The organism is Microbacterium sp. (assembly GCF_011620665.1).
Taxonomy (GTDB): domain Bacteria; phylum Actinomycetota; class Actinomycetes; order Actinomycetales; family Microbacteriaceae; genus Microbacterium.
Genome location: NZ_WOYQ01000061.1, coordinates 1 through 19052, shown reverse-complemented (window position 1 = coordinate 19052; position 19052 = coordinate 1). Strand labels below are relative to the sequence as shown.

Sequence of the window (19052 nt, the reverse complement as noted above, 5' to 3'; positions counted from 1 at the left end):
GCACCGTCGAGGAGACGACGTGCGCGTGCGGCACGGGGTTGGGGTGCAGACCCGCGGCCACCAGGCCGGCGAAGTGCGCCATGTCGACCCAGAGCAGCGCGCCGACCTCGTCGGCGATCGCCCGGAACGCGGCGAAATCGAGCTGACGCGGGTAGGCCGACCAGCCCGCGATGATGACCTTGGGCTGGTGCTCGACGGCGAGGCGGCGCACTTCGTCCATGTCGATGATCGAGGTCTCGGGGTCGACGCCGTACGCGACGATGTTGAACAGCCGCCCCGAGAAGTTGATCTTCATGCCGTGCGTCAGGTGGCCGCCCTGGTCGAGTGAGAGGCCGAGCAGCGTGTCGCCGGGGCGGGCGATCGCGTGCAGCACGGCGGCGTTCGCGGTCGCACCGGAGTGCGGCTGCACGTTCGCGAATTCGGCGCCGAACAGCGACTTCGCCCGCTCGATCGCGAGCTCTTCGGCGACGTCGACCTCTTCGCAGCCGCCGTAGTAGCGGCGACCGGGGTAGCCCTCGGCGTACTTGTTGGTCAGTACCGATCCCTGCGACTGCAGGATCGACACCGGAACGAAGTTCTCGGATGCGATCATCTCGAGATACCCGCGCTGGCGCTGCAGCTCTCGGTCGAGCACCTGGGCGATCTCGGGGTCGACCTCCGCGAGCGGCGCGGTGAAATAGTGGTCGGTCATGGCGTTCTCCTCTGACGACGGCTTCGGATCTCGGGTGCGCCGCTTCAGAGGCGACGACCACCGGTGATTGCATCGACCCAGGCGTACGGTCGGGTGCCGTGTCGGTCGCTCCCCGGTGGTGACCCACCTCAACGCCAGTCGCGACACGACGAGCATAACGGATGCCGGTGCGCGCTGATTCTGCTCACGTCGAAGACCCCTATTTGTTAGGCTCCCTTACATGACTCTCGCGCTCGTGCCGGCCCCGGCGTCGATCACCTCCGATGGCTCCGCCGTGTTCACGCTCACCGACGAGGTGCGGCTGGTCGGAGAGGCGGATGCCGCAGCGGCGCTGTCCGCGCTGATCGCTGCCCGCACGAGCGGTGTGATCGACCCTTCGACAGACTCAGGGAGCGGGGGCGAGTCACCCGTGATCGCGCTGCGCATCACTCCGGCCGGCACGCCCGAGTCGTATCGGATCACGGCGGATGCGGCATCCGTCGTCGTGACGGGCGCCGATGCCGCAGGCCTCTTCTACGGCGTGCAGACGCTCGGTCAGCTGGTCAGCCGCGACGGCGAAGGGTTCTCGATCCCGGCCGTGCAGATCGAGGACGCACCCCGGTTCGCGTATCGCGGAGTCATGCTCGACGTCGCGCGGCACTTCCACCCCGTCGAGACCGTGAAGGCGTACATCGATCGCGCGGCGTCCCTCAAGTTCAACGCCCTGCACCTGCACCTCACCGACGACCAGGGCTGGCGGATCCACCTCGACTCCCGGCCGAAGCTCACCGAACTCGCCGCCGCGACGGGCGTGGGCGGTGACGCCGGAGGATTCTTCTCGAAGGCCGACTATCGCGAGATCGTCGCATACGCGGCATCCCGCCACATGATGGTGGTGCCCGAGGTCGACCTGCCCGGTCACACCCATGCCGTGGGCCTGGCGTACCCCGAACTCGCCGAGGCGCCTGTCCTGAGCCCGCACCTCCTCGAGATCGTCGAGTCGCACGGCGGCGCGGCACCGACCGCCGGAGAGCCCTACACGGGGATGGGAGTGGGCTTCTCTTCGCTGAAGATCCATGACGAGGCGACGTACGATTTCGTGGCCGACGTCGCCGGCGAGCTCGCCGCGATGACCCCCGGGCCGTACCTGCACATCGGCGGCGACGAAGCGCTGGGCACGACGCCCGAGGACTTCGCGCTCTTCATCGAGCGCGCCACCGAGATCGTCGCCGACCTCGGCAAGACGCCGATCACGTGGCACGAGGCGGGCGCGGCGGTGCGCATCGACCCGAGCACGGTCGGGCAGTACTGGGGCTTCGTGACGCCGACCGACGGCATGGACGAGAAAGCGCGCACCTTCGTGCGCAACGATGCGGGCCTGATCCTCTCGCCCGCCGACGCGGTCTATCTCGACATGAAGCACGACGCCGGCAGCGCCCTCGGACTGAACTGGGCGAACGGCCCGACCAGCGTCGAGCGCGCGTACTCCTGGGATCCCGCCGCGGTCATCGACGGCGTGACGGATGCCGACATCCTCGGCGTCGAGGCGCCGATGTGGACCGAGACCATCCGCACCCTCGACGACATCGACGAGATGGCGTTCCCGCGCATCGCGGCCGCTGCCGAGGCCGCCTGGTCGCCGCCGGCCGCGGACAGCGACCTCCGCACGTGGGAGTCGTTCCGCTCGCGGGTCGGCGCGCTCGGTCCGCTCTGGTCGAGTCTCGGCATCCGCTACCACCCCTCCGCCGAGATCCCCTGGGTCTCCGAGTGAGCACCGTCGTCCACTCCGTCCGGCTGGTGGATGCGGGGCGCATCGTCGATGACGCGTGGGTGCGCTTCGAGGGCGGCCGCGTCGCGGGGAACGGCATCGGCGAGGGATGGCGCGGCCAGGCGCAGCAGTACGACGTCGTCGTCGACGGCGAGGAGGCCGCCGGCGCCGGCGCCCTGCTCACTCCCGGCTTCATCGACATCCACGGTCATGGCGGCGCAGGTGGGTCCTACGACGACGGGCCCGACACGATCCGCGCGGCCCGCGCGCTGCATCGCGCCCACGGCACCACCCGCGCGGTCGTCTCGCTCGTGACGGCGCCGCTCGAAGTGATGGAGCGTCGCGCGTCGATGGTCGCCGACCTCGCGGCGACGGATGCCGACATCCTCGGCTCGCATCTGGAGGGGCCGTTCCTCGACCCCGCGCACAAGGGCGCCCACGACGACACGCTCCTGCGTGAACCCGACCTCGCCGCGGTGCAGCGCCTGCTCGACGCCGGACGCGGCACGGTCCGTCAGCTGACCCTCGCCCCCGAACTGCCCGGCGGGCTCGACGCGATCCGGCTGATCGTTGCGGCGGGCGCCGCGGCGGCGGTCGGTCATACGGGCGCGGACTTCGCGGCGAGTCAGGCCGCGTTCGAGGCCGGTGCGACGATCCTGACGCACGCGTTCAACGCGATGCCGGGCCTGCACCACCGGCATCCCGGTCCGGTCGCGGCCGCGGCATCCGATCCCCGCGTGACGCTCGAGGTGATCGCCGACGGTGTTCACCTGCACCCGCAGGTCGTGCGCATCGCGTTCGCGGCGGCGCCCGGCCGCATCGCGCTCGTGACCGACGCGATGGCGGCGGCCGGGCACGCCGACGGCCGCTACGAGCTCGGCTCGCTCGGGGTCGACGTGACCGACGGGGTGGCGCGTCTGGCGGACGGCGGGGCGATCGCCGGTTCGACGCTGACCCAGGATGCGGCGCTCCGCCGCACCGTCGAGGCGGGCGTGCGCCTCGCCGACGCCGTCGCGGCGCTGACGTCGACCCCCGCACGCGCGATCGGACGCGGCGATGACTTCGGTTCCCTGGCCACGGGCTACACGGCCGACGCGGTGCTGCTGACCGCCGCGCTGGAGGTGCGATCGGTCTGGACCGCGGGCGTCGCGGGCACCGCGGGCTGAGTCGGGGCGCCCTGCCGTCCGTGGCACGGCTCGTAGAATGGAGCCATGTCCGAGACTCCCCGCCAGACGCCGTCGGCGCCCCTCGAACCCGGAATGCGCGCTCCGCTGTCGGTGATCGACGTGCTGGCATTCGTCGTCGAGCTGCTGGCGTTCGCCATTCTGGCGATCTGGGGCTTCGCGATGTGGGCGTTCCCGTGGAACATCGTCGTCGGCATCGGCGCCCCCGTCGTCGCGATCCTGGTCTGGGCGCTGTTCGTCTCGCCGCGTGCGGTCTTCGAAGTGCACCCGTTCGTGCGTGCGGTGGTCGAGCTGCTCGTCTACGTCTCGGCGACCCTCGCACTGTGGAGCATGGGGCTCACCTGGATCGGACTGGCCTTCGGCGCCGTCGCGGTGACGGTGGGCGTCCTGGCCGGTCGGCGCCGCCTCGCGTGAGCGACACGGCCGAAGTCCTCGCGCTCCTGCGCGCCGCGCTCGGCGATCGCGTCGACACCGCACCGGCCTCCCTCGCCGCCGCCCGTGCCGACAAGTCGGGGCATGCGGCATCCGGAACCCCGCTGGCCGTCGTGCACGCGGCATCCGTCGACGACGTGCAGCAGACGCTGCGCATCGCGACCGCGACGGGCACGCCGGTGGTCACGCGCGGCGCCGGCACGGGCCTGGCCGGCGCCGCGAACGCGGGCGAGGGCGAGATCGCCCTCTCGATGCGCGCGATGGACCGCATCCTCGAGGTGCGCCCCGACGACCTGCTCGCGGTGGTCGAACCCGGCATCCTGAACGCCGATCTGAACACCGCGCTCGCCGAACACGGGCTGTGGTGGGCGCCCGATCCGGCCAGCCGCGCGATCTCGACGGTCGGCGGCAACATCGCGACCGGCGCCGGCGGGCTGCTGTGCGCGAAGTACGGCGTCGTGCGCGATGCCGTTCTCGGCGTCGATCTCGTGCTCGCCGACGGCCGGTTGCTGCACCTCGGTCATCGCACCGTGAAGGGCGTGACGGGTCTGGATCTGACGTCGCTCGTGATCGGCTCGGAGGGCACACTGGGCGTCGTCGTCGGGGCGACGCTCACGCTGCGCCGACTTATTCCCGGAGAGGTATGCACCATTGCGGCGACGTTCGCCGACGTGCGGACGGCGGCCGTCGCCTCGTCGGCGGTCACCGCCTCGGGCGCCCAGCCGGCGATCATGGAGCTGATGGATGCGGCTTCCCTCGCGGCCGTCCACGCGCTGCTGCACCTCGAGCCGCCGGCTCCCGGCGCGGCTCAACTCACGATCCAGACCGACGGCCCGGCCGCCGCCGCGGAAGCGGACGCGATCGCAGCCGTGCTGACGGAGGCGGGGGGCTCGCCGTCTCTCACGACCGTGAGGAAGGCGAGCGGTTGCTCGCGATCCGCCGCTCGATGCACCCTGCGATGGAGTCGCTGGGCACGACCCTCATCGAGGACGTCTCGGTGCCGCGGAGCGCCCTGCCGGCGATGTTCGACGAGATCGCCCGCGTCGAGCGTGATCACGGGGTCGTGATCCCGACCGTCGCGCACGCCGGCGACGGCAACCTGCACCCGAACTTCATCTTCGACGCCGTGCCCGACGCGGACGGTGTCGTCGACGTGCCGGAGGCGATCTGGGATGCCGCGGACGATCTCTTCCGCGCCGCCCTCCGGCTCGGCGGCACCCTCACGGGCGAGCACGGCATCGGGGTGCTCAAGCGTCGCTGGCTCGCCGATGAGCTGGGCGATGATCAGTGGGAGCTGCAGCGCCGGATCACCCGCGTGTTCGATCCGGCCGGCATCCTGAACCCCGGCAAGGTCTTCGAACCGTGACGGGTCCGCGCATCTTCGTGAGTGCCGCCGTGATCACGGATGCCGCCGGCCGGGTGCTCGTCGTGCGCAAGCACGGCACCTCGGTCTTCATGCAGCCGGGCGGCAAGCCCGAGCCGGGCGAGAGCGCGGCCGAGGCGCTCTCGCGGGAGCTGTACGAGGAGGTCGGGCTCGTGGTCGCGGCGGACGCGCTGGAGCCGCTCGGAACGTTCGAATCGGATGCCGCGAACGAGCCGGGGCATCGGGTGGTCGCCGCCGCCTTCCGCACCACGGCCGAGCCGGCGGAGCTTTCGGCGCGGGCCGAGATCGCCGAGCTGCGCTGGATCACCCCGGCCGATGTCGCGGCGATGCGGCTGGCCCCACTGAGCCTCGACCACCTGCTGGCGCTCGCCTGGGGCTGAGCGCGGGGCCGGTCAGAACTACAGTCCCTGCCAGGCGGGCTTGTTCGCGAACGTGTAGCGGTAGTACTCCGCGAAGCGGAGGGTCGATGCCGCGGCTTCGTCGACCACGACCGTGGCGTGCGGGTGCAGCTGGATCGCCGATCCGGGAAGGGATGCCGTCACCGGACCCTCGAGCGCTCCCGCGACCGCCGCGGCCTTGCCCTCGCCGAACGCGAGCAGCACGAGGTGCCGGGCGCGCAGGATCGTGCCGAGCCCCTGCGTGATGCAGTGGCGCGGAACATCGTCGATCGAGTCGAAGAACCGCGCGTTGTCCTCGCGGGTCTGGGTCGTGAGGGTCTTGACGCGAGTGAGCGAGGCGAAGGACGAGCCCGGCTCGTTGAAGCCGATGTGACCGTCGGTGCCGATACCGAGGATCTGCAGATCCACCCCGCCCGCCTCGGCCAGCGCGCGCTCGTACGAGTCGCCCGCATGCTCGATACCCTCGAGCGACCCGTCGGGCACGTGGACGCGCGCCGGGTCGAGACCGAGCGGCTCGACCACTTCCCTCGTGATGACCGACCGGTAGCTCTCGGGATGCGACGGGTCGAGCCCCACGTACTCGTCGAGCGCGAATCCTCGCACCCGCGACATGTCGACCCCCGCCAGCCGGGCGGGCAGCGCCTCGTATACCGGCACGGGAGTCGACCCGGTCGCAAGTCCCAGCACGGCGTCGGGGTTCGCGTGCACGAGCCGCGCGATCTCGTCGGCCACGATCGCGCCAGCAGTGGCGGCATCCGGGACGATGACCACTTCAGCCACGGGTGAACGCCCCCTCCCGCGCGGCGCCCACGAGCGCCGCGCCGAGCGCCGCCGCCGGAGAGCCGGCGGGCAGCAGCTCGACCCGCTCCTCGAGGCGCAGCGAGCGCATGAACGGCGACGCCTCGGCGCTCGCGGCCAGCTCTGCGGTGACATCCGCCATGAGCCGCGGGCCGAGCCCGGTGATGCCGCCGCCGAGGACGACGGCATCCACGTCCGCCGTGAGCACGAGCACCCGGACGGCCGCGGCAACGCCACGGGCGAGGCCGGCGCGCAGCTCTCGAGCGAGCGGGTCGCCCGCGTCTGCGGCGTCGAACACGTCGCGCACGGGCAGGGCGCCGGGCCGGCCCCAGCGCTCGGCGATGGCCCCGCCTCCGGCGAGCGCTTCGATGCAGCCGCGCTGGCCGCAGCGGCACTGCGGGCCGTGGGGATCGATCGAGATGTGCCCCACCTCGCCGGCGGTGCCCCGCGCACCGCGCCACAGTTCACCGTCGGTGACGATGCCCGCCGCGACGCCGGTGCCGAGATTCAGGTAGGCCATCGAGCCGGCGCCCCCGGATCTCAGTGCGTGCGCGCCGAATGCCGCAGCCTTCACGTCGTTCTCGACACGCACCGGCACCCCGAGTTCGGGGCCGACGGCGGCGGCGAGATCGAGTTCGTCCACGCCGAGATTGACGGCGTGCACGACGCGGGCGGTGCCGGGTTCGACCTGACCGGGGATGCCGATCCCCACGGACTCGATCGCCCCCACCTGCTCCGCGAGCGAGCGCACGGCCTCCAGGACGGTCCGGATGACGGCATCCGATCCCCAGCCGGTCGAGAGGCGGACCCGCGCGGCGATCGTGCCCGCCGAGTCGACGGCGACGGCATCCGTCTTGGTCCCTCCGATGTCGAGGCCGACCTTCATCTGCCCGCCTCCCTGCGGGAGGCGGCGATCGTTCCGGCGCGCATCAGCCCTTGACCGCCCCTGCCACCAGACCGCCGGTCATGCGACCCTGCACGATGAGGAAGAAGATGACGACGGGAATCGAGATGAGCGTCGCGCCGGCCATCACCGCACCCCAGTTCGTGGCTTCCGTCGCCGACTGGAACGAATTGAGCCAGGTCGGCAGTGTGAGGTTGTAGCCCTTCATCAGCAGCAGCGCCATCGTGAACTCGTTCCACGACTGGATGAAGGCGAAGATGCCGGTCGCGACCAGGCCGGGCGCCAGCAGCGGGAAGGTGACTTTCCAGAAGGCCTGCGACTTCGTGCACCCGTCGATCATCGCGGCCTCTTCGAGATCTGCCGGCACGCCAGCGACGAAGCCCCGAAGAGTCCAGATCGTGAAGGGGATGACCGAGGCGAGATAGACGATGCCCAGTCCGAGCATCGTGTTCATCAGACGCCAGTCGTCGATCATGCCGTAGATCGTGAACATCATGGCCTCGCCGGGGATCATCTGGATGATGAGCACCGACACGATGAACATCCGGCGACCACGGAAGTGGAAGCGCGCGACGGCGACGGAGGCGAGGAAGGCGAACAGCAGTGTCGCGACCAGCACACCGGCAGTGACGATCACCGACGTCATCAGGCCGTGCGGGAAGTCCGTCTGACCGGGGGCGGCTTCGCGCGTCCACGCGGTCACGTAGTTCTTGAACGTGAGCTCGAGAGGCAGAAGGCTGGGCGTGCGGCTGATGATCTCGTTGCTCGGCGTGAGCGACATGTTCACCATCCAGTACACCGGGAAGACCGAGCACAGGAAGACGACGACAGCGGCGATGTTCAGGAACGTCCTCGTCGCCACCCGCTTGCCGGACGGACGCCGCGCCTCGATCGAATGGCGTCGGGGTGCTTTGGGCCGGCCACCATCCTCGAGGATCTCGTCGACGCCGATCGTGCCCAGCTGCGTGCTCGCGTTGATCTGAGTGCTCACAGCTCTTCTCCCTTCAGAGTGGAGCGCACGTATCGCCACGACAGCACGAGCAGCAGGATGACCATGATGACGCCGATCGCCGACGTGAACCCGAAGTCGCCGGGCCCCTGACGGAACATGTACGTGCCGAGGACGTTCGTCTCGGATGCCAGCCCGCCGCGAGACTGGAGGGCGTAGACCTGGGTGAAGATGCGCAGATTCCAGATGATCTGGAGCACGAGCACGACCAGCAGGACGCTGCGGATGTAGGGGAAGACCACGAAGCGGAAGCGCTTGATCCCGATCGCGCCGTCGAGGGATGCCGCTTCGAGGACTTCGCCGGGAACCTGACCGAGAGCGGCGTAGGTGGTGAAGGCGACGAATGGCACACCCTGCCAGACGACGATGATCGTCAGCACGAAGAAGAACGACCACGGGTCGATCAGCCAGGAATGGTTCGTCCAGTCGCTCGTGCCGGTGATCGTGTTCAGCGCCCAGTTGACGACGCCGTACTGGGTGTCGAAGATCCACCCCCACACGACGGTCGCCGCGAGCGGCGGCATCGCCCACGCCAGGAGCAGGCCGACCGACACCAGCACCCGCCAACCGCGCCCCAGCCGCGTCATGAGCACCGCCACCAGAACACCGAGTCCGATGATCAGCACCGTCATCGCGACCATGAGTCCCAGGCTGCGCACGAGCACGACAGGGAAGTCCGACGAGGTGAACACCTCGATGTAGTTGTCGAAGCCGACGAAGTTCGGCCAGGTGCCCTGAACTTTGTTCTTCACGCTGTAGTCGGTGAAGGACTGGATGACCATGAGGACGGCGGGATAGCCGACCATGACCCCAAGGATGATCACGGAAGGGCCGAGCAGGGTCCAGCCGCCGCGGGCTTCGCGGCGCGCGCGTCGACGCTCGCGAGAGACGGGCGGACGGGATTCGCGGCGTTCGGAAGTCGACGGCCGGGCTGCGGTCGCTGTTTCGCTCATGTCGCCTCCTCTCTGAGTGGGTCTCGATGGACAAGCCGGAGGGGCCCAGGCGCGCGACCCGGACCCCTCCAGGTGTACTACTTGTTGAGGATCGCTTCGATCTGTGCGTCGAGATCCTCGGCGATGGCCTTGACGTCGCCGCCCTGGGCGATCTTGACCAGCGCGTCCGGGATGACCAGCGCGGCCTCCACCTCAGCCCAGTTGGGGCTCATCGGGGTGAACTTCGAGTTCGCGAGCGCGGTCGCCTGGGCCTGCGTGATCGCGTCGTCCGGCAGCGAGGATGCCGCCGAGATAATTCCCGGAGTCAGTCCGCCTTCGGCGAGCAGCTGCTGGTAGCCCTCGGAGAGGAGCACCTTGAGCGCGGCCTTGGCCATCTCCGGGTTCGCACTCTTCTGCGCGACGGCGACGTTCGACCCGCCGGCGAAGATCGGAGCAGTCTCGCCCGCCTTCAGACCGGGCAGGGGGAAGGCCGCGAGGTCCTTGCCGTACGTCTCGGGGCAGCCGGGGTTCTCCGCGTCGGCCGCAGCAAGGATCGACCACTTGACCCAGCCCGGCGCCGAGAGGAAGCCGACCTCGCCCGCGCAGAACGGGACCTGCGGGTTGGCCTCGTCACCGTCGGCGGGAGCGATCGTCGCGTTGAGGTAGACCTCCTGAAGCTGCTCGAGGCCCGCGACGCTCTCGTCGCTGGCGAACTGCGCATCCCATTCGTCGCCGTCCTGGACCGCGATCTCGCCGCCGTGCGCCCAGACGTACGGAAGGGCGTTGTACCAGTCCTTGCCGGGCGCGTAGATGCCCGACACTGTGTCGGTGGTCATCGCGACGCCTTGCGCGACGTAGTCGTCCAGCGTTTCGGGAACCCCACCCGTGACGATCTGCGGGCTGTAGAACACGATGCGACCGCCCGCGTAGTACGGGGCTGCGTAGAACGCGCCATCATAGGTTCCGGCATCCACGAGGCCGGGGAGCAGGTCATCGCCACCGAGATCTTCTTTGATGTCGCTGATGTCGGCGAACAGTCCCTGATCGATGAAGCCGAGCGCCTGAGTGTTGCCGACCTCCACCACGTCGGGAGCGTCGTTGGACGAGAGCGCGGCGACGTAGGTCTCGCTCGTGTCCGCCCAGGTCTTCTCCTCGACAGTGAGGGTCCAGCCTTCGTTCTCGGCCTCGAACGTCTCCTTGAGGTAGTCGCGCGCGGCGTCCGGCGTGTCGGTTCCGACGAGCCAGACCGTGATCTCGCCCTCCGCCGCCTCACCGGCCGCGCCGCCGCTGCCGCCCGCGCAGCCGGCGAGCACGACAGCCGAAGCGCCGACGAGCGCGAGTGCTCCGAGCTTCTTGTTCATGGTGTCTTCCTTCGTGTTTCTCTTGGTGGGTTTCCGGGGGCCGGGTGACCTGTCCGGGGGGATTCACTACATGTGGAGGTGCCTTGCTCCGGGGTCTACGAGACCCCGAGCTGTCCGGAGAGGACCATGACGGCCGCTCCGCGCAGGACGATGTCCTGGCCTTGCTCCGTCATCCGCACGCGGACGCCGTCATGGAACTCGGCGAGCGTCCGTGCGCGGAGGGTCTCGACGGTCGCGTGTGCGAGGGGTCCGTCGAGAAGTTCAGGGGGTCCGGAGAGGACGATCTCCGAAACATCGAGCACGCCGACGATCGGAGCGAGCGCGATTCCGAGCCGCTCCCCCGCGTCGCGCAGGATGCCGTCGCGGGCGTCGTCGTCGGATGCCGCAGCCAATCGTGCGGTCAGGGCCGGCACCGAGAGCCAGGCTTCGAGGCAGCCGACCTTGCCGCACGCGCAGACGGGACCGCCGTCGGTCCCGACGGTGACGTGTCCGATCTCGCCCGCGGCGAAGTGCGCGCCGCGCATGGGCTGCCCCGAAGCCAGCAGGCCGGAGCCGACACCGCGGCCCACCTTCACGAGCAGCACGTCGTCGCCGGCTCCGCCGAAGGTGTACTCGGCGAGCACGGCGGCATTCGCGTCGTTCGCGACGAGCACGGGCAGACCGAGCGCGGTCTTCAGCGCTCCCTCCAGATCGAATCCCGCCCAGCGCAGGTTGGGCGCCGAGAGGATCACTCCGCTGTCATCGACGATGCCGGGGGTTCCCACCCCGATGCCCAGTACCGGAGCATGTGCGTCGCCGACGAGGTCGCGGGCGAGCTGGACGACGGCCTCGATCACGTCGCCGTCGGTCACGATCGGAACTTCGCGCCGGGCGACGATGTCACCGTCCAGGGTCAGCACCGCGCCGATGAAGGCATCCGCGCCCGAGAGGTCGATCCCGACGATGCGGTGGCCGTCCCGGTCGAGGTCGACCAGCATCGCGGGCTTGCCGGGTCCGGACGCCTCGCGCACGCCCATCTCGGCGACGAAGCCGTCGGCGATGAGGTCGGAGATGAGGTCGGAGATGGTGACGCGGGTCAGTCCGGTCTCACGCGAAAGGTCCGCGCGGCTCATCGCACCCTGGTGGAAAAGGGTCTGCAGGAGCAGTGAGCGGTTGTGACCTCGGGCGTGCTCCGGAAGGACCTTGCCGCCCTGGCGCAGGGCACGACCGGGTCCGAACGATCGACCGTTCGGGTGGGTCTGCGGCGGCTCGAGAGTCGAAGAGCCGTGGTGCGCTTCCGGTATGGACATGTTTGTTAGTACACCTTACGAACATTCATTCCGCAAGCTCGCGACCACATTTGCACGGGGTGTTTACAAAACCGTTACATTGCCGGGCGCTTAGGCTTGGACCATGTCTCCCAAGATCGCGGCCGTCATGATCGCTGCCGTCGCCATGCTCGGCCTGAGCGCGTGCGCGGCCTCCTCCCCCGCGGAGCCGGAGAGCGAAGCCACGTCGCAGAGCTCCGACCAGCCCGGCGACGAAGGGCAGTCGACAGCCGATGCCTGCGCGCTGGTGCAGGAGAGCATCGAAGAGGCGACCGCCGATTTCGAGAGCGCCGCGACCTCCGACCCGGCGACCGCCGTCGAGGCGATGAGATCTGCCGCCGAGAAGCTCGGCGAGACGGCGACGCAGGTCACGAACGACGAAGTCGCCGCCCTCCTGCCCTCGCTCGAGAGCATGTTCACCGAGGTGGGCGAGGTCATGGATGCGATCGTCCAGGGCGACACCACCAAGGTCGACGATCTCTCCGAACTCGGCACGAAGTTCCGCGAGACGAGCGAGGCGTTCCAAGAGGTCTGCGCCGCCTGACCCCTCGACCCGAAGTGGCCGTCGCGGATCCGTGATGGTTCCGTTGTCCGACCCCGCGTGCGCGTCCCGTACCATTGAGAGACGTGTTTGCAGCCGGGGGGTGATGGCATGACGGATCTGGCCACCAGGCCCGGCGCCGAAGAGGCGCCGATCGACGACGCCACGACGCCTCTCGACACGGATGCCGCATCGCCCGCAGACGGTGACGGCGACGCACCGAAACTCCAGTGGGCGCCACCTGAGCCGGCGCCCCGCAAGCGCCATCTCGCGCTCTGGCTCGGCATCCCCGCAGGAATCGCGGTGGTCGCGCTGGTCGCCTCCTCGCTGGTCCTGATCGCGCCGGGCACCTCGGTCGCCGGAGTGCCGGTGGGCGGGCTCACGCCCGGCGCCGCTGCCGACGCCGTGCAGACCCAGCTCGCCGAGACCACCGTCGTGCTGGTCGGCGCACTCGGCGATCCCGAAGTGACAGGCGCAGAGCTCGGCGCCTTCTTGGACGCCCGCGCGCTGGCCGACCGCGCCTTCAGCGAGCACCCGATGTGGAACCTGACGACATGGTTCGCCGACCCCACGAGCGCCGCGGTGCGCATCGACGCGGAAGCGGCGACCGCCACCCTGCGCGAGGCCGCGCCCGCACTGTTCAGCGACCCCGTCGACGCGACGATCGCCTGGGATGCGGCGACGGCGAGCTTCGCGGCCACTGCGGACGTGCCGGGCACGGGCGTCGACGTCGAGGCGGTGCGCCTTGCGCTCCAGGCGGCGCTGGCCGACGGCACCGAGCGCGTCGAGATCGACGCGGCACCCGCCGAGATCCCTGCGGTCACCGTGGCATCGGCGGCCGAGGAAAGTGTCGCCTCGCTCAACGGCATGCTCGACACGGCGGGCTTCTACGTCGGCGACGAGCGCACCGTGCCGATCGACCGCGCGGCGCTGGCGTCCTGGATCTCCGTCGCACCAGACGGCGAGGGCTCCTTCGAGATCACCGCGGACGCGGCCGCCATCCAGCCGATGATCGACGGCCTCGCGCCCCTGGTGAACCGGGCGGCCGAAGACGGCAAGGTCATCACCGATTCCGGTGGCAACGTGCTGCGCGAAGAGGCTGCGGGCATCTCCGGCCGCGCGCTGGGCGACACGTCCGGCGTGGCCTCCGATTTCGCCGCACAGCTGTCGACCGGCAATGCCGCCTTCGCGCTGCCGGTCGCCGAAGTCGCCCCCGTGGTGACGACCCTGGCACGTCGCATCGAAGTCGACCTCGGCGATCAGCGTGCGTATCTCTTCGAGAACGAGAACGTCGTACAGTCGTGGTACATCTCGTCGGGCACGTTCGGCAACGACACCGACACGGGTCGCTTCCGGATCAGCGCGAAGCTCTCCTCGCAGAACATGGGCAACCCCGACCTGACGAAGGCGCCGTACTACTACACGAAGAACGTCCCGTGGGTCATGTACTACAACGGCGACGAGGCTCTGCACGGTGCGTACTGGCACAACAACTTCGGCAACCGCATGAGCCACGGGTGCGTGAACATGCCGGTGGATGCCGCCGCCTTCGTCTACAGCTGGGCGCCCATGGGCACCGAGGTGTGGGTGCACTCGTAGGAGCGCCTCAGAGGCGTTCGGCGAGGAATGCCGCCTGCTTCAGCCACTGGTAGGTCTGTCCGCCTTCGTGCTCGTTGAACGGGTAGATCTCGATCGCCTTCTCTCCCGCGTAGCGGTTGTATGCCGCGTACACGGTCGACGGCGGACAGACCGGATCGAGCAGCCCGACCGAGAAGAGCGCCGGTGCCGTCGCGCGCGCCGCAAACGTCACGCCGTCGAAGTACGAGAGCGTGCGGAAGACGCGCTCCTCGGCGCCGCGGTGGATCGAGAGGTAGCGCACGATCTCCTGGTACGGGTCATGGTCGGTCAGCCCGACCGCGCGCTCGAAGTGGCAGAGGAACGGCACGTCCGGCAGCGCCGCGACGACGCCCTCCCCCAGCGCGGCCGCCGCGAGCGTGATGCCCCCGCCCTGGCTGCCGCCGCACACGACGACGCGGTCGGAATCGACGCGGTCGAAGGTGCGGACGGCGTCGATCGCCCGCACCGCGTCGGCGTACACGCGGCGGTAGTAGTACTCGTCCGGACTGTCGATCCCCCGTGTCATGAAGCCGCTGAACGAGGCACCCGTGCCGTGCGGCTCCGGCGTCGTGCCACCGGAGCCCCACGCCGAGCCCTGTCCGCGCGTATCCATGAACAGGTACGCGTACCCGGATGACACCCACCCCAGCCGCTCCACCGGCAGGCCTCTGCCGCCGCCGTAGCCGTTGTACTCGACGACGACCGGCAGAGGGCCTTCGGTGCCGGCGGGCACGAGGAACCAGGCCTTGATCGGGTCTCCCGCGAATCCCGGAAAGGTCACGTCGAACACCTCGACGGTCTTCAGCGGGCTTTCCACCCTCGCGACGGAGACCGGCCGGTCGCACCCGCGCGCCTCGGCGATGGTGCGGGTCCAGAACTCGTCGAAATCCGCAGGCTCGGCGATCGCCGGCCGGTAGTCCTGCAGCTCTTCGGGTGACAGGTCGAATCTCGGCATCTCAGAGCGCCTCCACGTCCAGGACGAATGCCTGCGCCGGCCACAGGGTGGGCAGCTGAAGGCCCACGCGTTCCAGAACAGACCCGGCCACGACGATCTCGCCGGTCGTGAACCACTCAGGAGCGATCCAGCCGTACGCCGCGGCCCCGATCTCCCTCCGCACGCGGACCCGATAGGTCGCCTCCGCCCGCAGGCCCGGGATGCGCAGCCGCTCCGCGCGGGCATCCTCGAGGCTCGCGACGGTGGCGACCACGACGACGGCCCGCCGTGCGTCGGGGCCGACGAATCCGGTCACCCGCCAGGCCGGATCGCGCAGGTCGGGGTGCGCGACCGTGCCGCCGTGGATCACCGGCCGCAGTTCACGGTAGAGCGCGGCGAAGCGCGCGATCGTCCCAAGCTCTTCGTCGTCGCAACCGAGGATGTCCCACTCGAAGCCGGACGAGCCCAGCAGGCTCGTCGCCATGCGGTACGACAGCGCTGTCGTGCGGCCCGAACTGTGCGACTCGGTCGGACCGACGTGGGCGCCGACGAGCTCCGGCGGCAGCAGCAGTCCGGTCCAGCGCTGGATGTCCTGCCGCTCGACCGGATCGTTCGAGTCGCTCGCCCACACCCGATCGCACACCGCCATGATCCCCAGATCGGTGCGCGCGCCGCCGCTCGAGCACGATTCGATCTCCAAACCCGGATGAGCCTGCTTCAGCTCGGCGATCAGGCGGTAGACCGCCTGCATCTGGGCGTGGGTGCCGGGCCTGCCGGCGTGCACGCTCTCGGTCAGATCGCGGTTGTGGTCCCACTTGATGAAGTCGATGCCCAGTTTGCCGACGAGGGCGTCGATCTGACCGCGCACGTGCGCGTACGCGTCGGGATGGGCGAGGTCCATCACGTACTGCGTACGCCAGGACACCTCCGGGGCGTGGTCGAGATGACCGGGGTCGTGCAGCAGCCAGTCCGGATGGGCGCGGGCGACCTCCGAGTCGGTGCTGATCATCTCGGGCTCGAACCAGAGACCGAACTCCATTCCGAGCGCGTGGACCTTCTCGGCGAGCGGGGCGAGACCGTCGGGCCAGGCGTTCCTGTCGACGACCCAGTCGCCGAGGCTCGTCGTGTCATCGCGCCGACCCAGGAACCAGCCGTCATCCAGTACGAAGCGCTCGATGCCGACCGCCGCTGCGCGCTCCGCCAGCGCCGCGATGCGCTGCGGATCGTGGTCGAAGTACACCGCCTCCCAGGTGTTCAGGGTGAGCGGGCGGGCGGAGGAGGGATGCCGCTCCCGTCCGCGCAGCCAGGTGTGCGCCCTCCCGGCCATCGCATCGAGCCCGTCGGCCGCCCAGATGAACGCGCCGCGGGGCGCACGGTAGGTCTCCCCGGCCCGCAGCACGATCTCTCCGGGACGCAGCAGTTCGCCCGCCCCGATCAGGGTGACCGCGTCGGTGACGCGGTCGACTCGATAGGTCACGTCCGACGACCAGGCGAGATGGGTCGCCCACAGCGCGCCGGAGCGCCACCGCGGCTCCGCCTCGGAGGCGAGGAACAGGGTGGGCGCATCGTGCCCGGGTCGGCCACGCCGGGACTGGCGCACCGTAGAGCCGGGCGGCATCCCCGTCGTCACCGGTCGCTTCTCGCGTGTCCACCGCCCGTCGAAGGTGGTCAGGTGCGTCGTCGTCGTGGGAACCGGCAGGGTCGGCTCCAGCCAGTCGACCTCGAACCGCTCGTCCGCGTCAGCGGTCTCCGCCACCGACAACGCGGCATCCGTCCACACGACCCCGCCCGTCTCGATCGCGATCGTCCATTCGAGACGGAGAGCGGATGCCGCATCCCGCGCGATCATGACGATCCGCGTTCCGTCATCGGAGAGCTCGGTGGTCACCTCGCTCCAGCGGCAGTGGTGCAGGACGCCGGCGCGTCGCACCTGCAGTCCCGGTCGACCCGTCCAGCCATCACCCTCCTGCGGCAGGACGGAGAGCTGCCATGCGGCGTCGAGCGTGCTCGGCGCGGACTGGCGGCTGACTCCTGCCGCGAGCTGCGCGAGTGCCTCCGCGGACAGCGCGCCCAATGCCGGCCCCCAGTGCAGCACGCGAGGCAGCCCCCGACCGCGGGCGTCGATCACCAGACCGACACCGTGCGCCTCCGCCTGGAGGATGTCCTCGGTCATGCGTGTTCTCCTTCTGACGGGGGTCTCTCTCCGGTGCCGCGTTCGATGATCCACGTCGGAAGCTCGATCTGCCGGGTGAATCCCCCGGGATCGCCGATGCGCGCCATCGCCGCGAGGGCCTTCGACCCTCGACCGGCTCAGGCCTCGACCGGCTCAGGCTTCGACCGGCTCAGGCTTCGACCGGCTCAGGCTTCGACCGGCTCAGGCTTCGACCGGCTCAGCCGAGGCCGCTGATGATCTCGTTGAAGGTCTGGGAGGGGCGCATGACGTCCTCGACGAGCTGCGGGTCGGGGCGGTAGTAGCCGCCGATGTCGACGGGCGAGCCTTGCACCGCGAGCAGCTCGGCGACGATCGTCTGCTCCTGCGCGGCGAGCGCCTCGGCGACGGGCGCGAAGATCGCGCCCAGCTCGGGATCGGCGCTCTGCGACGCCAGCTCCTGCGCCCAGTACAGCGCGAGGTAGAAGTGGCTGCCACGGTTGTCGATCGTGCCCAGCGCGCGCCCGGGCGACTTGTCGTTCTCGAGGAACGTGCCGGTCGCGGCATCCAGCGTGTCGGCCAGCACCTGCGCCTTGGCGTTGCCGGCGAAAGTCGCGACGTGCTCGAGCGAGGCTGCCAGGGCGAAGAACTCGCCGAGCGAGTCCCAGCGCAGGTAGTTCTCCTCGACGAGCTGCTGCACGTGCTTCGGTGCCGAGCCGCCCGCGCCGGTCTCGAAGAGACCGCCGCCGGCGAGCAGGGGAACGATGCTGAGCATCTTCGCCGACGTGCCGACCTCGAGGATCGGGAACAGGTCGGTCAGGTAGTCGCGCAGCACATTTCCGGTCACCGAGATGGTGTCCAGGCCGTGCCGCATCCGGGCCAGGCTGTAGCGGGTCGCCTCGGCGGGGGCCAGGATCGAGATCTGGATGCCGTGGGTGTCCATCGTCGCGAGAGCCTGGTAGACCTTCGCGATGACCTGAGCGTCGTGCGCGCGATTGACGTCCAGCCAGAACACGGCAGGCGCCCCGGTGGCACGGGCACGACTGACCGCCAGGCGCACCCAGTCGACGAGGGGGATGTACTTCGTCTGGGTGGCGCGCCAGATGTCGCCCTTCTGGACGTCGTGCTCGATCACGACCTGACCGTCCCCATCGACGACCTGCACCACTCCGGGGGCGGCGATCTCGAACGTCTTGTCGTGGCTGCCGTACTCCTCCGCAGCCTGCGCCATCAGGCCCACGTTCGAGACGCTGCCGATGGTCGCGGGGTCCAGCGGACCGTTCGCGATGACGTCGTCGATCGTCGCCTGATAGATGCTGGCGTACGACGAATCGGGGATGACCGCGAGCGTGTCGTCCTCGCCGCCGTCCGCTCCCCAGAGCTTGCCGCCGTTGCGCACGAGGGCGGGCATCGAGGCGTCGACGATGACGTCTGAGGGAACGTGCAGGTTCGTGATGCCCTTGTCGGAATTCGTGTACGACAGGCGCGGTCCGCGCTCGAGGTCGGCGGCGACGGCCGCAGCGATCTCCGCACCGCCGTCGACATCACCGAGGCCGGCGAGGATCGAGCCGAGCCCGTTGTTCGGGCTGAGACCAGCTGCCTCCAGTGCGTCGCCGTAGGTCGCGAACACGTCGGGGAAGTACGCCTTGACGACGTGGCCGAAG

At 69.9% G+C, this 19052-nt stretch carries 16 protein-coding genes, 1 pseudogene and 1 riboswitch; of the genes and pseudogenes, 7 read left to right on the top strand and 10 right to left on the bottom strand.

Going from position 1 to position 19052, the window contains the following annotated elements; all coding sequences use genetic code 11:
• Positions 1-691 (bottom strand): serine hydroxymethyltransferase (locus QZV81_RS07935; RefSeq protein ID WP_292835384.1); only part of this gene is annotated, 691 nt, incomplete at its 3' end.
• Between the two features lie 68 nt (positions 692-759).
• A riboswitch (ZMP/ZTP riboswitch) is annotated at positions 760-843 on the bottom strand.
• A 68-nt stretch (positions 844-911) separates the two neighbouring features.
• Here QZV81_RS07935 and QZV81_RS07930 point away from each other — a divergent pair.
• The 5 genes and pseudogenes from QZV81_RS07930 (at position 912) to QZV81_RS07910 (ending at position 5818) form a co-directional block, all read left to right on the top strand.
• Positions 912-2441 carry a family 20 glycosylhydrolase gene (locus QZV81_RS07930; RefSeq protein WP_292835381.1) on the top strand — a complete coding sequence of 510 codons (1530 nt, stop codon included), beginning with the start codon at positions 912-914 and terminating at the stop codon, positions 2439-2441.
• The gene (nagA, locus tag QZV81_RS07925) at positions 2438-3604 is read left to right on the top strand and encodes an N-acetylglucosamine-6-phosphate deacetylase (RefSeq protein ID WP_292835378.1); all 1167 of its coding nucleotides are present in this window, start codon (positions 2438-2440) and stop codon (positions 3602-3604) included. The genes QZV81_RS07930 and nagA overlap by 4 nt, the downstream gene beginning before the upstream one ends.
• Positions 3605-3649: 45 nt before the next feature.
• Entirely contained in the window at positions 3650-4036 is a 387-nt protein-coding gene (locus tag QZV81_RS07920) for a YrdB family protein (RefSeq protein ID WP_292835375.1), read from the top strand.
• Positions 4033-5420: pseudogene (locus QZV81_RS07915) on the top strand (FAD-linked oxidase C-terminal domain-containing protein). The gene QZV81_RS07920 and the pseudogene QZV81_RS07915 overlap by 4 nt, the downstream one beginning before the upstream one ends.
• The gene (locus QZV81_RS07910; protein WP_292835372.1) at positions 5417-5818 is read left to right on the top strand and encodes an NUDIX domain-containing protein; all 402 of its coding nucleotides are present in this window, start codon (positions 5417-5419) and stop codon (positions 5816-5818) included. Before QZV81_RS07915 ends, QZV81_RS07910 begins: the two are co-directional and overlap by 4 nt.
• Positions 5819-5836: 18 nt before the next feature.
• Here QZV81_RS07910 and QZV81_RS07905 read toward each other — a convergent pair whose 3' ends face one another.
• From QZV81_RS07905 to QZV81_RS07880, 6 genes are all read right to left on the bottom strand, one after another.
• Positions 5837-6616 carry a glucosamine-6-phosphate deaminase gene (locus QZV81_RS07905; protein ID WP_292835368.1) on the bottom strand — a complete coding sequence of 260 codons (780 nt, stop codon included), beginning with the start codon at positions 6614-6616 and terminating at the stop codon, positions 5837-5839.
• Positions 6609-7520 carry an ROK family protein gene (locus QZV81_RS07900; RefSeq protein WP_292835365.1) on the bottom strand — a complete coding sequence of 304 codons (912 nt, stop codon included), beginning with the start codon at positions 7518-7520 and terminating at the stop codon, positions 6609-6611. Before QZV81_RS07900 ends, QZV81_RS07905 begins: the two co-directional genes overlap by 8 nt.
• A 43-nt stretch (positions 7521-7563) precedes the next feature.
• Positions 7564-8529: a carbohydrate ABC transporter permease gene (locus tag QZV81_RS07895; protein WP_292835362.1), complete on the bottom strand. Its 966-nt coding sequence runs from the start codon at positions 8527-8529 to the stop codon at positions 7564-7566.
• On the bottom strand, positions 8526-9500 hold the full coding sequence (locus QZV81_RS07890; RefSeq protein ID WP_292835359.1) for a sugar ABC transporter permease: 975 nt from the start codon (positions 9498-9500) through the stop codon (positions 8526-8528). Before QZV81_RS07890 ends, QZV81_RS07895 begins: the two co-directional genes overlap by 4 nt.
• 77 nt (positions 9501-9577) lie before the next feature.
• Positions 9578-10840, bottom strand: a complete 1263-nt coding sequence (locus QZV81_RS07885; protein ID WP_292835357.1) for an extracellular solute-binding protein — start codon at positions 10838-10840, stop codon at positions 9578-9580.
• Between the two features lie 95 nt (positions 10841-10935).
• Positions 10936-12129, bottom strand: coding sequence for an ROK family transcriptional regulator (locus QZV81_RS07880; RefSeq protein WP_292835354.1), 1194 nt, complete (start codon positions 12127-12129; stop codon positions 10936-10938).
• A 103-nt stretch (positions 12130-12232) separates the two neighbouring features.
• Between QZV81_RS07880 and QZV81_RS07875 the strand changes: the two genes are divergently transcribed.
• Both QZV81_RS07875 and QZV81_RS07870 read left to right on the top strand, forming a co-directional pair.
• Positions 12233-12691: a hypothetical protein gene (locus QZV81_RS07875; protein WP_292835351.1), complete on the top strand. Its 459-nt coding sequence runs from the start codon at positions 12233-12235 to the stop codon at positions 12689-12691.
• 108 nt (positions 12692-12799) lie between these two features.
• The gene (locus QZV81_RS07870; protein WP_292835348.1) at positions 12800-14287 is read left to right on the top strand and encodes a L,D-transpeptidase family protein; all 1488 of its coding nucleotides are present in this window, start codon (positions 12800-12802) and stop codon (positions 14285-14287) included.
• Between the two features lie 7 nt (positions 14288-14294).
• On the opposite strand, the gene QZV81_RS07865 is transcribed toward QZV81_RS07870, so the two are convergent.
• The 3 genes from QZV81_RS07865 to QZV81_RS07855 form a co-directional block, all read right to left on the bottom strand.
• Complete coding sequence (locus QZV81_RS07865) at positions 14295-15260, bottom strand: acetylxylan esterase (RefSeq protein WP_292835345.1); 966 nt, start codon at positions 15258-15260, stop codon at positions 14295-14297.
• Between the two features lies 1 nt (position 15261).
• Positions 15262-17412 carry an alpha-galactosidase gene (locus tag QZV81_RS07860; protein ID WP_292835342.1) on the bottom strand — a complete coding sequence of 717 codons (2151 nt, stop codon included), beginning with the start codon at positions 17410-17412 and terminating at the stop codon, positions 15262-15264.
• A gap of 217 nt (positions 17413-17629) precedes the next feature.
• On the bottom strand, positions 17630-19052 hold a 1423-nt coding region (locus QZV81_RS07855), incomplete at its 5' end, for an NADP-dependent isocitrate dehydrogenase (RefSeq protein WP_292835339.1).